Annotated in this window: 10 protein-coding genes; 3 read left to right on the top strand and 7 right to left on the bottom strand. The window is 67.6% G+C overall.

Annotated elements, in window-relative coordinates; translation table 11 throughout:
- Positions 1 to 130: 130 nt before the first annotated feature.
- Both BHS09_RS10935 and trxA read right to left on the bottom strand, forming a co-directional pair.
- Positions 131 to 1,489 (bottom strand): FHA domain-containing protein, encoded by a 1,359-nt coding sequence (locus tag BHS09_RS10935; RefSeq protein WP_140797831.1) that lies wholly within the window; start codon positions 1,487 to 1,489, stop codon positions 131 to 133.
- Positions 1,490 to 1,491: 2 nt separating this feature from the next.
- On the bottom strand, positions 1,492 to 3,789 hold the full coding sequence (trxA, locus tag BHS09_RS10930) for a thioredoxin (RefSeq protein ID WP_140797830.1): 2,298 nt from the start codon (positions 3,787 to 3,789) through the stop codon (positions 1,492 to 1,494).
- 512 nt (positions 3,790 to 4,301) lie between these two features.
- Here trxA and BHS09_RS10925 point away from each other — a divergent pair.
- Entirely contained in the window at positions 4,302 to 5,789 is a 1,488-nt protein-coding gene (locus BHS09_RS10925) for a serine/threonine-protein kinase (RefSeq protein WP_140797829.1), read from the top strand.
- 15 nt (positions 5,790 to 5,804) lie between these two features.
- Here BHS09_RS10925 and BHS09_RS10920 read toward each other — a convergent pair whose 3' ends face one another.
- Positions 5,805 to 7,379 (bottom strand): DUF4419 domain-containing protein, encoded by a 1,575-nt coding sequence (locus BHS09_RS10920; RefSeq protein ID WP_140797828.1) that lies wholly within the window; start codon positions 7,377 to 7,379, stop codon positions 5,805 to 5,807.
- A 218-nt stretch (positions 7,380 to 7,597) separates the two neighbouring features.
- Between BHS09_RS10920 and BHS09_RS10915 the strand changes: the two genes are divergently transcribed.
- Both BHS09_RS10915 and BHS09_RS10910 read left to right on the top strand, forming a co-directional pair.
- Positions 7,598 to 9,487 carry a S28 family serine protease gene (locus BHS09_RS10915; protein ID WP_237080304.1) on the top strand — a complete coding sequence of 630 codons (1,890 nt, stop codon included), beginning with the start codon at positions 7,598 to 7,600 and terminating at the stop codon, positions 9,485 to 9,487.
- 235 nt (positions 9,488 to 9,722) lie between these two features.
- The gene (locus tag BHS09_RS10910; RefSeq protein ID WP_140797826.1) at positions 9,723 to 10,748 is read left to right on the top strand and encodes a phosphagen kinase; all 1,026 of its coding nucleotides are present in this window, start codon (positions 9,723 to 9,725) and stop codon (positions 10,746 to 10,748) included.
- Positions 10,749 to 10,775: 27 nt separating this feature from the next.
- Here the strand turns inward: BHS09_RS10910 and BHS09_RS10905 are convergent, their stop codons facing one another.
- Genes BHS09_RS10905 through BHS09_RS10890 form a run of 4 tightly spaced genes read right to left on the bottom strand, consistent with a single transcriptional unit; the run spans position 10,776 to position 14,824 of the window.
- On the bottom strand, positions 10,776 to 11,687 hold the full coding sequence (locus BHS09_RS10905; protein ID WP_237078218.1) for a glycine betaine ABC transporter substrate-binding protein: 912 nt from the start codon (positions 11,685 to 11,687) through the stop codon (positions 10,776 to 10,778).
- 14 nt (positions 11,688 to 11,701) lie between these two features.
- Positions 11,702 to 12,535 (bottom strand): ABC transporter permease, encoded by an 834-nt coding sequence (locus tag BHS09_RS10900; RefSeq protein WP_140789467.1) that lies wholly within the window; start codon positions 12,533 to 12,535, stop codon positions 11,702 to 11,704.
- Position 12,536: 1 nt separating this feature from the next.
- On the bottom strand, positions 12,537 to 13,721 hold the full coding sequence (locus tag BHS09_RS10895) for a quaternary amine ABC transporter ATP-binding protein (RefSeq protein ID WP_140797825.1): 1,185 nt from the start codon (positions 13,719 to 13,721) through the stop codon (positions 12,537 to 12,539).
- Between the two features lie 8 nt (positions 13,722 to 13,729).
- A complete protein-coding gene (locus BHS09_RS10890) occupies positions 13,730 to 14,824 on the bottom strand; it encodes a hypothetical protein (protein ID WP_174260149.1) in 1,095 nt (364 codons plus the stop codon).
- Positions 14,825 to 15,102: the final 278 nt, after the last annotated feature.

Genomic DNA, 15,102 nt, shown 5'->3' with positions numbered 1-15,102 from the left:
TTCGGATGCTCCGTGCTGCCGGTACCACAAAGCAGCCCAAATCGGAGGGACTGCCACCAACAGCACCAGGGCCGCCTGGGGCCGCTCCCCCCGTGCCGGAAGTCCCAACGCCCTTATCGCCCCCTCTTGATCAGCTGCCCACGGGACGCATCGTGAAGGACACGGCCTCCGTGCCGAGCATGTACTCGTCACCGTCCGAGACCTGCTGCCGCGTGATGCGCTCGTTGTTGAACCAGGTCCCGTTCGAGGAGTTGAGGTCCTCGATGAAGACCTCATCCCCCACGCGGGTGACGACGGCGTGCTCGCGTGAGACGCGCTCCGACTTCACGACGAGGCTGCAGCGGGGCCCTCGGCCAATCGTGAAGCGCTCCGTGGAGACAGCCACCGGCGCGCCTTGCGCCCACTGGACGAAGACCTCCAGCGGCGCGGGAGCCTTCACGATGTTGGTGGTCTCCGCCGACTGGTCCTCCAGTATCGTCGCGGCTTCGTCAGGCGGCCGGATCTTCGGCACAGGACGCGCCACCAGCGGACGCGCCGCAATCGGTGTCGCGACGGGGGCCTCCGCCCGGGCATCCTCCTTCGGGTCCTCCACGACGCCCAGTGCCGCAAGCTCCGCGGCAATATCGTCACTGGACAGGTCCCCCTTCACGCCGCTGCCCGCGGAGGCCTCGGCCTCATCGTCCGAGCCGTCCGCGGATTCTTCGGATTCCAAATCGTCTGATGCGGACTCCTCGTCCGAGTCGTCCGCAGCAGACGCATCGTCTTCCGAGTCCTCATCCGAATCCTCGTCGGACTCCTCATCGTCGGCGTCGTCAGAGTCCTCATCATCCGAGTCGTCGGGCTCATCGTCGTCGGCGTCGTCGGACTCCTCATCATCCGAGTCGTCGGACTCATCATCGTCGGCGTCATCCGATTGCGCGGCCAGCCCCTCCGACGGCTGCACGGATGCGTCGACCTCCGCGAGAATCTCCTGCATCCGCGCGAGCAGCAGCTCGGTAGGGGGCACCTGCGCCGCGGACAGAGGCACCGAGGTGACGCCAGGAGGCTCCGTCGGGGGCTCCTCCGTCGCGTCGTCCGCCGAGAACGTGTCCACGGCCGGGGCAGCAGGAGCCGCTGCCAGGCCAGCAACCGCAGCCGCGGCAGACACCAACTCCTGCGCACCGGCCCCAGGACTAACGAGCGGTACAGCCGTTGCCACCGGCTCGGCGACCGGAGGCGCGACCACGCTCGGTGCCTCCACAGCGGAACGCGCCGCCACGGGTGCAGCGGCTTGGAGCACGGGCTCCGAACCCGTCATGGCCCCACCAACCCCCTGCGCCTCCCCACCCAGCGACATCACCGTGGGGGCCACGTAGCCATTCTGGCGCGCGAGCTGGAACAAGGCCTGCGCCACCAGCGCATCCCGGTCCACGCCCATGTCGCGGCTCATCAACTCCAGCGCCCGCCACAGGGGCTCGGCGACTTCAATCGTCTGACGAATCCGCTTCATGACTACCCCCTCAGATTGGCCTGCCACGGAGACACGTGGTTCGCGTCGGTCAGCCAGAAGAACATCGCCTGCGTCTCCGCGTACTGCTCTTCGGCAATCCCCGCCAGATTGGGATGCAGCTCCTGGAGGGCAACTCCTTCGAAATCGAACGTTGGCAGGTCCGGGTCGATGCGACCACGGGTCCGCCGGTTGCGGCACTGCCAGAGCCGCTGCGTGGCCTGACCCGCCGCATGACCGAAGTCCGCCGGAGGCGTCAGCGCATCCGGCATCCGAATCGCCTCCTCCCCGCACGCCCACAAGAGCCAGGTCAGCGCGCTCCAGTCCCCACGGACCGCACGGGACAGGGCCGGAATGCCCATCCCCTTCAAGGACAGCGTCTCGTCGACGGCCACCGAGTCGCCATCCGCGTCCTCGACCTCCGTCTGCTCCAGCTCGGCGGGCCCGTCCGGCAGCAGGGACGACACATCGGGCGGCAGCCAGGGCACGTTCGCGCCGGGCTTGAAGCGGGAGAGAATCTCCGCGCGCAGCAACTGGAGCCGCGTGGCGTACTTGCGGACCACGGCCTGCACCGAGTCCAGTTCCTTCGTGGGCCCGTCGGGGACCTCATCGAACGTGCAGTGCGCGGGCTCACGCCCCGGCCAGAACTCGAAGCGAGGGAACAGCACCCGCCCATAGGCCGAGAGGAACTTCCACGAGTCTGGCTCCGACGGCGCCAGCGCCTCCGCATCCTTCTGCATCTGCTCGCCCAGCCCCAGGTTCGCCATGATGAGGCTCCGGGTGAACAGGTACGCCGAGCGCTCCGGCGCGAGCAGCATCGCGGCCAGGATGAAGTCCAACGCCGCCCGGGGCCGGTCCTGCTGGTCGTGAAGCACCGCGAAGCCCCGAAGCAACGTCGCGGCCTCCGCGCCACGCATCAACGCATCCGCCAACGCCGCCCGCTCATCCCCCGCGCTGTTCATCACGCCTTCGGCATGCTCGCGAGCACTCGCCTCCGTGCGAGGCAGGGTGAGCGACTCCAGCCACGCCTTCAGCGGGCCCGCATCCAGCGACACGGCGCTCGCCCGCGCCATGGCCAGCAGCGCCTCCCGGTACCGCCGGTCCGCGCGAGCCTGGTCGGCGAACTCACGCCATTCAGCGGCGCTCTTCGGCAGGTTCGAGCACACCTCTGAGGCATCCAGCGCCTCGTGGTCCTGGACAATGCCCAGGTCCCGGGTGACGACGGCGTTGCCCTCCGCATCCAGCAACTTCCACGTGCCGCACGCGAAGTCGTCCTCCATCTCCCCTTCGTCGAACCGCACCCGAGCGTCCGCGTACTCGTTCACGGCGCGGGAGTGGTAGCGCCCGTGCCGGCTGCCCTCGTGGAATTCGCTCTCCCAGAGGAGCTGTCCCTCCCGGTCCCAGAACCGGCACAGCCCGTGGCGCTGGGCCTTCGCGTTGAGCGACACGGACGCCCACTGGTCCTGGTCCTCCCGGTACTCTGCCTTCTCCGGCAGGTTCGCGGGACGCGTGGGGTACGGCACGCCAGTGCTGGGCACCACCCGCTCACCGTCGCCGTTGTAGTGCAGCACCTGCGTCACGCGGCCATGCGCATAGACCATCACCGTGCGGCGGACCTTCTCGCAGACGCCATTCTCATGCATCCGCTCGGTGGTGAACTGGTCGGAGGCGTACCAGGTGCGCGGGCCGTGCAGGTTGCCCTGCTCGAAAGCGCCGTCCTGGGACACCTCCCCGCTCTCATGGAAGCGCTTGAAGGGACCGTGGGGCTTGCCGTGGACGAAGATGCATTCGTTGCAGAGGGTGCCGTCGGCGCGCCAGTACTTCCAGGGGCCGTGCTTCTCCCCCTCCTCGTCGGTGTCGCCGAAGCACCACTCCTCGTCTCCATCATCCCATTCCGCGTGGGGCGGAATGCCAGGAGGCGGCGTCCCCTCCTCCGTCAACTTGCGGTTCGCGGCCCGCTGCTGCTCGACGGCCAGGTCCACGGAGTCCAGCTTGCTCAGCCAGGTCGCGAACGCCGAGGCCGACATGGCGCCCGAGGCGCGCCGGACCTCGACGCCATCCTTGAAGGCCACCAGCGTGGGAATGGAGCGAATCTCCAGCCGGCCGGAGACCTCTTCCTGAGCCTCCGTATCGAGCTTGCCGAAGGTGATGCTCGGGAACTCTTTCGCGGCGGCCTCGAAGGTCGGCGCGAAGCCTCGGCAGGGACCACACCACTCCGCCCAGAAGTCCACCACGCACACCCCCGCCTCCTGGGTGATGCGCTCGAAGTTCTCCTGGGTCAATTCGACGGTCTGTCCTGCCACGGCGACTCCCTTGCGAGGTGCGTGGGACGATAGAAATGAGCGGGGGCCCTCACGTCAACGGTGCAGTTCGCGAACGGCACAAGCGACGCTCGAACACCGCCAAGCCCGGGAATCCACTCGCGACTCCCGTCTCAGAAAGCGAAAAAGCCCAAGCCTTGAGAAGAACGTGCCCACGAAATACGGCGTGAGCCTCCCGGAGCGAGGGACACCGCCAGTAGACTCCGTGGATGCAAGCCGACGACGAGCCCTACGCCCTCTTCCGGCGCACGCCACAGGGCCACACGACGGAGGCCGTCGGCAAGATGCTGCGCCCCTCGCTCGATGGGGTCCGTCCCACCTGGGAGAGGTCACCACGACCCCGGGTGAAACAGCTCCGAGAAACTCCTGAAACAATTACAATCCCGACAGGTCGCTGAGCGAAGGGCCTTCCGCGAATTCAACGGCGGCTGCATCCGTCATCGGGTGGATCGGCGCCAACGTTCTTCATCAGGCTCGGGTATACACGTTGCGTCATGAGTCGCTCATCCTTGGTCGAAACAGTGCTGGGGCAGAAGTATCGACTGCGCCAGCGGATTGGCGTGGGGGGGATGGGCACCGTCTACGAGGCGGAGCAACTCGACGTAGGCCGCACCGTGGCCGTCAAGGTGCTCCGGCAGCACCTCCTCGGCGAGCCGGCAGTGCACGCGCGCTTCCGCCGCGAGGCCCAGGCCACCGCGGGCGTGAAGCATCCGAACATCGTCGAGGTAATGGGCTTTCACGACGCACCGGATGAGCCGCCCTTCCTGGTGATGGAGCTGCTCCGAGGGCAGACGCTGAAGTCGCTGATGAAGAAGGAAGGCCCCCTGCCTGTGGGACGCGCGGCGGCCATTGCCCATCAGCTGGCGACCGCGCTGGTGGCGGCGCATCAGGCTGGCGTCATCCACCGCGACATCAAGCCCGACAACATCTTCCTGGTCGACACGGGGACCGAAGCCCTGCAGGTAAAGCTGCTGGACTTCGGCGTCGCGCGGCTCATGCATGAAGACGACGCCACCGCGCTGGGCACGGAGTCCGGCGCCTGGGTCGGCACGCCGTCGTACATGGCCCCGGAGCAGATCCGCTGCCGCCCTGTCGACGGACGCGCGGACATCTACTCGCTGGGCGCCTGCCTGTATCAGATGGTGACGGGACAGCGGCCCATCGACGTGGCGGACAACGTGGCCCTGCTCTCCGCCGTTCTGCACAATGTGCCCGCCCCGCTCAGCGGCGTGCGCACGGACGTGCCGGATGGCTTCTCCCAGGTGGTGGAGCGCACGCTGAAGAAGGACCCGGCCGCGCGCTACGCGGACTCCCACGAACTGGCCCAGGCGCTCGAGCCCTGGATTCACACCGCCTCCGTGGCGACCCCTTCGGCCCCTCCGCCTGAAGTCACGAGCGCCGTCCCCACGGAGCCCGCGAGCACAGCACTGGCGCCCTCAACGCCTGTCGCGGCGGAACACGTCGCCACACCCCACACGCCCGGCCCGCAGCCCGTCCTCGCCGCGGCGGAACACGTCGTCACACCGCACACACGCTCCCGCCTGCAGACCGTCCTCATGGTCGCCAGCGCGCTGGCGGTGGGCCTCGCCGCCACGGGAGGACTCGTCTTGACGGCCTCCGGGATGACGCCCTCGGAGGAGCTCGCCCGCCTCCGGGTCGTCGAGCTGCCCCGCCTGACGGAGAACGGCGCCGCCGCACCCGCGCCACACGGGTACAGTGACGGCTCAATCGCCGAGTCCATTGAAGGGCGCCTGCCCGCGCTCGACAACTGCTACGCGCGAATCGGCGAGGACGCCGCGTGCCGTCAGGACACCTACGCCCTGGTCTACTCTCCCCAAGGCATCGTCCTCGGAGCACGCATGCACCCGCCCCAGCCCATCCCGCTCGCGCAGTGCATCAACAAGGTGCTCCGGGGGCTCGCGCTGGGCAAGCCACGCGAAGCCATCGCCGGCACCGCCACGGTCCTGCTCAGGCGGGAGTAATTCCTCCCAAAGGAATCAGAACCACAACTCCTCGACCGCTCCCGGCGTGAAGCCCGGCTCCTGGAAGTAGACGCGCCCCTGCGAATTGAGCGCCTTGTAGAGGAACTCCGCCAGCGAGTCGGCGACGCACACGCCAGTCCGCGACTGCGCGCTTTCCACCCAGTAGAGCGGGAGCTTCCCAGGCTGCTGTGGGTTGAAACGGTAGGCCAGGAAGCCGTGTTCGCCCACGTCACAGAAGCGCGTCCAGCCGTGCGGGTAGCCGCTGGATTGCGGATCTGCCAGACGGGTCTTGTTCCAGCGCGTCCCGTCGTGGAACTCCAGCGCCCCCGACGCCCGGATGCGGTACACGGCCGCGTCCCCCTGGCCGAAGAGCGACGCGCCGTCGCATGCGGCGTAGAACTGGCTGATGTCCGCCGGGATTCCACATTCCCCCCACAGGTCGCGCCAATTGCTGTGACGAGCCTCCGAGAGGGCCTCGGCCATGCGGTGCTCATCCTTGATGCGCCGGAGCATCGCATCCAGCCCCAGGTCCTCGTGGACCACCCAACCCGGCACCGGCCGCAGCGCCAGCGTCTCCGCGGACTGGAGCGTCCCCATGAAGCCCGCCGTCAGGGCCATCCGCGCCTTCACCATCCCTGAATCGGTGGCCACCGCGAGCAGGAGCGACACCCGGGACAGCCCGGTGGGCAATCTGTCACTGGAAAGGGTTTCGCCCTTCTCCGTGGCGTCGGGCTTGCCCAGCGCCTGGGCCTCCAGCATCGGATTGGGAAAGTCATATTCGCCCGTCAATTGATTGCGAAGGAAGGGGAACAGCTTGCCAATCCAGCCATTGAAGGTATCGCTGCCATAGGCGTGGTGCAGCTTGTAGATGGCTTGCCAGAACTTGCGGTCCTCCCGTCCCTCGGAAGCTCGGATGAACTGGTCGCACAGCGGCAGCAGGTGCCGGGCCCAGGTGTCCATGCCGTACCGAGGAAGCTGCCCGACCTTGTCCCGCAGCTTGCGCCAGTCCTCCGGTGAGCCCTCGAGCGTGATGGTGGGAATGCCGCAGATGCACATCACCACGTAGTCGAAGTACTCCCGCATCGCATCCATCAGCACGATTTGACTGACCACGCGCTCCACCGGCCCCGTCGTGGAGAAGTCGCACACCATCAGGTCGTGCAGCGCGGGCGAGTGTCCTTGAATCATCCCGGAGAAGTCGTCCACGACGCCGGGCCAGAAATCATCCGATGCGAGGTCCGTCTGGGACGCGTCGCGTGTCACCATCAACTGCTTTCGCCCCTGGTGACGCACCAGGTCAAATCGCAGCGCCTCCGCGTTGCGGGTGATGTGCAGGGCCAGCCCCTGGGCGATGGTGATCCAGAGGATGTCCGGAGACAGCACCAACGGGCGGTGCCCGCTGAAGGCCAGATGCACCGCGGAGAGCAGTGGATGGGTCGCCTCGGGACGCACAAACTGCGCCTCGCGATGGGAGGCCCCGAGCACCTTGGCGTCGAGTCGCCCACTCAGGGCCTCGGTGAGTCCGACCTCTTCCAGGGGCAGGACGGCGGGCTTCACGGCATCGACGGCGAACGTCACGCGATGGGGCATGCACGCATTACATCGCGCGTGCTCGGATGGCGGCAAGCGCCCTCGCGAGCGTGAAGGCAGACAGGGCTCCGGCTGGAAATCTCCAACTGCGCGCGGGGACTGGCACCCGCACCACAACGGGGCACGGCGATGGCAGACCGATGCGCTAATGTCTCGCAGCCATGGCATCTGCGGCACTGCGACCATCAACTGAGGGGTTCATGCTCCGTTCAAGAAGGTTGTCCCACTCCATCCTGCTTCTACTTCCGCTGCTGCTGGCCCTGACCCAGACGGCCTGCGGCGGCGACACGCCCGAGCCCAGCCAGGACGCAGGCATCCAGACGCCCGATGCAGGCAGGGACGACGCGGGGCCCTCCCCGGACGACGCGGGGACGGACGACGCGGGCACCGACGACGCGGGCACTGAGCCGGAAGACGCGGGCACCGACGACGCGGGCACTGTGCCGGAAGACGCGGGTACGGACGACGCGGGGACGGAGCCGGAAGACGCGGGGACAGGAGCGGAGGACGGAGGCTCGGGCCCGACAGACGGGGGCAGCGGAGACGCGGGCACGGAGCCGGACGACGCGGGCACGGACGACGCGGGGACCAACGACGCGGGCACCGATGACGCGGGGACGGACGACGCGGGCACGGGTGAGGAGGACGGAGGCTCGGGCCCGACGGACGGGGGCAGCGAAGACGGGGGCACGGAACCACCAGAGTGCCCGTTCGGGCCGCCGGATGGCGGTGTCTCGACCCCGGGCGACCCGACCGTCGTCCAGGACCCGACCGCGGACATCCTGGACCGGCTGCGGGCCATTCCCGGCCTCACCGTCGCGGAGAACCCCAACGGCGTCACGGTCCCCGCAGGTCATCGCTTCTTTGTCATGGAGTACGACCAGCCCGCCGACCACGCACGTCCCGAGTGCCAGCGCTTCAAGCAGCGATTGGTCCTGCTGCACCGTTCGGTCACGGCGCCCGTGGTCTTCTACACGAGCGGCTACTACGTGTCCCTGACCGCGGGCCGCCGAGAGCTGACGACGTTGCTTGCCGCCAACCAGCTCTCCATCGAGCACCGCTTCTTCCTGCCCAGCCGTCCGGAGCCCGCGGACTGGAGCCAGCTCACCATCAAGCAATCGGCGGACGACTTCCACCGGGTCGCTCAGGCGATCAAGCAAATCTATTCCGCGTCCTGGGTGTCCACGGGCGTCAGCAAGGGCGGAGAGACCATGGTGTTCTACCGCCGGTTCCACCCGGAGGACGTGGACGCGACGGTGGCCTATGTGGCGCCGCTCGTGCTCGGCGAAGATGAGCGCTTCCCCGACTTCCAAGCCACCGTGGGAGGCCCGGAGCTGGCGTGGTGCCGCGAGCAAATCCATACCTTCCAGCGCGCCGTGCTGAACCGCCGCCAGGAGATGGTGGCGCTGCTCCGGAACTATGCCGTGAACCAGGGCCTCACCTACAGCCAGCTCGGCTTCGAGCGGGCCCTGGAGCACGCCGTCATCGAGACGTATTTCGCCTTCTGGCAGTACTCCATCCCCCAGTATTGCGACGCGTTCCCGGATGACACGGCGTCGAGTGAATACATGCTGGACATCATTGACTGGGCGGTGGGCCTTGCCACGTTCTCCGACAACAGCAACTCCGGCATCGCCCCGTACTACCCCTACTACTACCAGGCGAGTCTGGAGTTGGGCTGGCCCAAGCCCTACGAGGCGCACCTGGGCAGCCTCATCCAGCACCCCGGAACGAACATCGCGCCGGTGTACTCGACGCCCGGCGTGCCCGTCGTGTTCCGGCCCCAGGCCATGCAGGACATCGAGGACTGGCTCGTGACGCATGGCCAGCGCGTGATGTTCATCTATGGCGACCTGGACCCGTGGACGGCGGCGGCGTTCCCGCTCGGCAACGCGCAGGACTCCTTCGTGTTCACCGTTCCGGGCGGCAACCACGGAAGCACCATCAACCAGCTCCCCACCACCCTTCGGGCCCAGGCCCAGGACATCGTGCGGCGCTGGGCAGGCGTCCCGTCACTGAAGCACGCCCCGGTGCCACTCCCGGAGGCCGACACCATCGAGTTCGGCCCGCACCTGCCGCCCCGGCTGCAACCGCCCACGGCCCGGTAGCCCGCGGCGAACACCGCTCACCGGAGAAGCCATTCCGGTGAGCGGCTGAGTCCATCCAAGCCGCCCCAGGGGCCGGCACCGCCCTGGTGTCCGGCGCGCTGGCGCTGACGTGTCATCCCTCCAGCTGACGCGTCAGCGCCGCGTGATACACGGCGGCCCGCTCGCCAAACATCGAAAATCACATACATTTGAGCAGCAACCACCGTGGCATGTGTCGTGCTCAGGCCGCGGAGCGATGCTGCTACACAAGCACCTCACCTCCGAGCTGAAGTCCCGGCTCGAACGGCTCACGACACGCAACGGCTGGACGCTCCGGAAGGCCATCCAGAGTGGCCTGGACCACGGGGACTCCCAGATGGGTGTCTACGCGGGTGACAGCGAGTCCTACGCGCTCTTCTCCCCGCTGCTGCATCCCATCATCCGGGACCATTCGGGCCATGACCTGAGTGGACACACGAGTGACTTCTCACTCGACGGGCTGCCCCAGGACGACCTGGACCCCACGGGCGAGTTCATCCTCTCCACGCGGGTCCGCGTCGGACGGAACCTGGCCCGGTATGCCTTTCCTCCGGCCATTGGCGCCAGGGACAGGGCCGCGCTGGAAGCCGAGGTCGTCCAGGTCCTCTCCGGCCTGGGGGGCCACCTCGCGGGCGAATACCATCCCCTGGCCAGCCTCTCCGAGGCGGAGCGGCGGGAGCTGGTGCACCACCACGTCCTGTTCCAGCAATCGGACCGCTTCCTGGACAGCGCGGGCGTCAACCGCGACTGGCCGCGCAACCGCGGCATCTTCCACTCCGCGGACATGCGCTTCATCGTCTGGGTCGGGGAGGAAGACGCCCTGCGCATCATCAGCATGCAGCCCGGCTCGGGGCTGGCGCAGGCGTTCCTGAGGCTCCAGACGGCGCTCGAGCAACTCCACGAGCAGCTCGACTTCGCCCAGGACTCACGGCTGGGCTTCCTCACGGCGTGCCCCACCAACCTGGGCACCGCCATGCGCGCATCCGTCCTCATCCGCCTGCCCCACCTGTCACGGCGGCCGGACTTCCGTGCGCGGTGCGCCCGCCTGGGGCTCGCGGTGCGGGGACTGCACGGCGAACACTCCGAAGCCCGGGACGGCATCCATGACATCTCCAATGCCGTCCGGCTGGGCGTCACCGAGCGGGACATCTACCAACAGCTTCGGACAGGCATCCACGCGCTCATGGCGATGGAATCCGCGGCGCGCAAGCGCGGACACCCGGGCGCGGCGCCCGGGAACTGAAAGCCCCCGGAGCGCCTCGCATCGCGCTCAGGACTTGGGAATCCAACCGTCCACGAGCGCCTGGTTCTTCTTCACCCACTCACGGGTGGCCTTCTCCGGCGAGGCCGCGGCCTCCTCGATGGCGCCCATCAGACTGCCGAGCTGCTGGTCATCCAGCTTGAAGTTGCGCAGCAGCGTCGCGACGTCGGGCAGGTCCTTCTCCAGGCCCACGCGGGTGAGCGTGTGGATGGACTCCTTGGCGCCATAGACGCCCTTCGGGTCATCCAGGAACTTCAGGTCCCAGCGCGCGAACTTCCAGTGCGGCTTCCAACCGGTGACCACCACGGGGCGCTTCTTGGCGATGGCGTCCTTGAGCTCCGCGGTCATCGCCGGGCCGCTGGAGGGCACCAGCTTCAGGTCCAGCTTGTACTCCGCGATGGCCTTCTCCGTCGTCGTCATGATGCCCGCGCCGGAATCGATGCCTACGATGGACTGGCTCAGGTCCTTCGCCTTGCCGTTGAGCTGCTCGATGCTGGTGATGTCCAGGTCCGCGGGGACGACCAGGCCAATCCGGGCGTCCTCGTAGTTGGTGCCCAGGTCCACCACCTTGCCCTGGAAGCGCTCCATGTAGCTCTGGTGGGTGACGGGCAGCCAGCCATCCAGGAACGCATCCGCGTCGCCATTGGCGAGCGAGGCGAACACCGGGGCGACGTCCGCCATGGTGGTCTTCACCTCGTAGCCCATGCGGTCCTCCAGGATGGCCTGAACCAGATGCGTCATGGCCACGCCTTCGGCCCAGTTCACGTACACCAGCCGGACCACGGGCTTCTTCGCGGGGGCGGGCGACTCGGTGTCACCCGCGGCGGGCGCCTTGTTCTCCTGCTTGCATCCGGGGGCGACGAGCAGCCCCGCCACGGCCGTGAGCAGCAGGGGCAGGCGATTGAGAGAGGAAGTCTTCACGGGACGGGTCTCCTTCATGATGAGCGCGTCCGGGGCTTGCCCAGCGCGTGAGTCAGGCGGTCCAACACGATGGCCAGGATGACCACCGCGATGCCGCTCTCGAAGCCCAGCCCGATGCGGAGCTGGGTGATGCCCTTCAGGACCTGCTCGCCCAGTCCGCCCGCGCCAATCATGGCGGAGATGACCACCATGGACAGCGACAGCATGATGGTCTGGTTCACTCCGGCCAGCAGCGTGGGGACGGCGATGGGGAGCTGGACGTTGAGCAGCGTCTGGCGCGGCGTCGCGCCAAACGCGATGGCGGCCTCCACGACTTCGGCGGGCACCTGCCGGATGCCCAGGTTGGTGAGGCGCACCGCGGGTGGCATGGCGAAGATGACGGTGGCCACCACGCCGGGCACCTTCCCCAGCCGGAAGAAGAGCACCGCGGGGATGAGGTAGACGAAGGCGGGCATCGTCTGCATCAGGTCCAGGGCGGGCCGCAGCACCCGCTCCACGACGCGGCTGTACGCGGCCCAGATGCCCAGGGGGATGCCCAGCACCAGCGCCACCATCGCCGAGCTGAGGACCAGCGCCAGCGTCTCCATGGTGGCCTTCCACAGGCCCATGTCCTGGATGAGCAGCATGCCCAGCGCCGTGAAGACGGCCGTGCCCAGGCCGGACAGACGCCAGGCGAGCACCATCAACACCGCGATGATGGCGTAGCTGGGCGGCAGGAGCAGCGCGCTCTCCAGGCCGTTGATGCAGGCCGTGAGCACCGAACGGATGGCGTCGAACACCGGCGCGCCACGCGTGCCCAGCCAGTCAATCAGCTCCTCGAAGCCTTCGCCGATTTTCAGTGTGCTCATGTCAGCGCTGCTCCCCCGCGATGCTGGCCAGCAGCGTGGCGCGGCTCACGATGCCCAGGAACGACTGGTCCTCGGCGACGACGGCGATGGGAATCTGAGTCGTGGCCGCCACCGCCACCAGCTTCGCCAGCGGCGTGTCCGGTGACGTGGTGGGCAAGTCGGTGACGAGCGCCCCTTCCAGGCTGTGCTTGTTCTCCGCCAGGAGCCGCAGCGCGTCCTCGATGCGCACCACGCCCACCAGCTTGCGGGCCTGGTTGGTCACGAAGAGCGTGGAGGTGCCCGACTCGCGCATGCGCTTGACGGCCAGGGCGGGCCCGTCCTTCGGGTGCACCACCGACTCCGGCCGCCGCATGATGGCCCGCGCGGTGAGGACCTTGGTGCGGTCCACGTGCTCCACGAAGGCGCGCACGTAGTCGTCCGCGGGGCTCCTGAGGATTTCCTCCGGCGTGCCGAGCTGCGCGATGCGACCGTCCTTCATGATGACGATGCGTCCCCCCAGCTTCAGCGCCTCATCCAGGTCATGGGTGATGAACACGATGGTCTTGTTCATCCGGGACTGGAGCTCGAGCAGTTCGTCCTGCATCTGCCGGCGGATGAGCGGATCCAACGCGCTGAAGGCCTCGTCCATGAGCAGGATTTCCGCGTCGGTGGCAATGGCCCGCGCCAGGCCCACGCGCTGCTGCATGCCGCCGCTGAGCTCGCGAGGCAGCTTCTCCTCGTAACCCTTCAGGCCCACCAGTTCGAGCGCCTGCATCGCCTTGGGCCGCGACTCCCGCCGCTCCAGGCCCTGCATCTCCAACCCGTACTCCACGTTCCGGATGACGCTGCGGTGGGGCAGCAAGCCAAAGTTCTGGAACACCATGGCCATCTTCCGGCGCCGGACGTCCAGCAGGGCCGCCCTGTCCGCCCGGGTGACGTCCACACCGTCCACGTGCACGCTGCCGGCGGAGGGCTCGATGAGGCGGTTGAGGCAGCGGAGCACCGTGGACTTGCCGCTGCCGGACAGGCCCATGATGACGAAGATTTCGCCGGCCTTCACATCGAACGAAGCCTCCTGGATGGCGACGGTGCAACCCGTCTCCTCCAGGATCTGCTGCTTGCTCTGCCCCTTCTCCAGCAGGGCAATGGCCCGCTCCGGGTTGCCGCCGTAGATCTTCCGCAAACCACGGACTTCAATCTTCTCCATGGGGCATCTCAGAAGTAGTAGCCGACGTTGATGTTGAAGCGCGTGTCCCACGGGGCGTTCGGGTCGCCCTCCGCGAGCGCGTGGCCATAAGCAGGCCCCAGCCAGGGCTGGTTCTTCCCGCTGGCCACGTCCACGTAGGTGTAGACGGGCCCCGCGGTGACGAGCATGCCGAGCACGTTCTGCATCGACGTCTCGAACGCGGCGTTGGCTTTGTCGAAGAGGCTGAAGTCGTCGTAGAAGGTCAGCTTCGTAATGGGGCCCCACGACACGGGCACGTCGTACGAAAGGCCCGCCGCGTAGACGGTGCCCCGGGTGGCCATCTTGTAGGGCGCGTCATAGGCACCCATCGTCACGATGGAGTCGTCGTGACCCTCGGGGTTCTTCAGGTCGTAGCCGTAGCTGAGGACCTCCATGCGCAGGTTGAACGGGCCGTAGTAGCCGTCCAGGTGCACCGCGCCGGCCCAGTTCAGGCCATTGCGCTTGGTGACGCTGTTGTAGATCTGCCCGGTCTGCGCGGAGACGCCCACTTCCGTGCGGCCCAGGTCCCCGTGCTGGAAGGTGTACGCCGCGCGTGCATTGAGCTTGTTGCTCTCGTGGTTCGCGCTGTCCACGCCCAGGTACGCCTCGCCCGGGTTGGCGCTGTTCACCTGCACCACGTCATACGAGTAGCGCGCGCTGTCCGTACTCCGGCCGGTGAAGCTGCCCTCGTCGTTCTTGTAGAAGGCGACCTGCAGGTCCCACGGACCCTGCGTGTGGACCAGCTTCAGTCCCAGGTCGTAGTCGTCCTCCATGCCCATGTAGTAGGGCAGGGAGAAGAACCAGTTATGTGAGGCATAGGGCAGCACGCCGAAGGGCACGCGGTGCACGCCGAACTGGAGCTGGGTCGCCTTCGTGAACTCATAGCCCACCCAGCCGTGGTGGAGCATGGAGTAGCCCGAATAGAGGCGGTACTCGGCGGACAGCAACATCTTGGAAAGTCTGGCGTCGACGTTGAGCCGGAATGTATCGAAAGCCACGTCGCCACCGCGGTTGCGGTTGTCTTCTTCTCCAGGCCACGTCTTGAAGAAGGCATTGAGGCGCAGCGCACCGCCGACCTTGAGCATGTCCGGGTCTTCCACCACCTCCTCCTCGGCGCGTGCGTCGGGCGCGAGCAGGCAGGTCAATCCAGACAGGAAAAGCGCATGCGAGAAACGGGTAAGACGGGTGGACAACCGCAACTCCTGGCAATGGACGACAGGCGCGAGCGGACCAGAACGGGCCACACTCGTCCTGAGCGCCAGACTTGGCACAAGGGGCGGTCCTCTCCCGGCCACACACAGCGAGGACGCTGGCGCGCGAGACAGTCCACCCAGGGAACAGTGCGGTCAGTCGTTAACAGGTC

Source organism: Myxococcus xanthus, assembly GCF_006402735.1.
GTDB lineage: Bacteria > Myxococcota > Myxococcia > Myxococcales > Myxococcaceae > Myxococcus > Myxococcus xanthus_A.
Note: the sequence above shows the minus strand (reverse complement) of the source record. Positions and strands in the feature narration are given on the sequence as shown.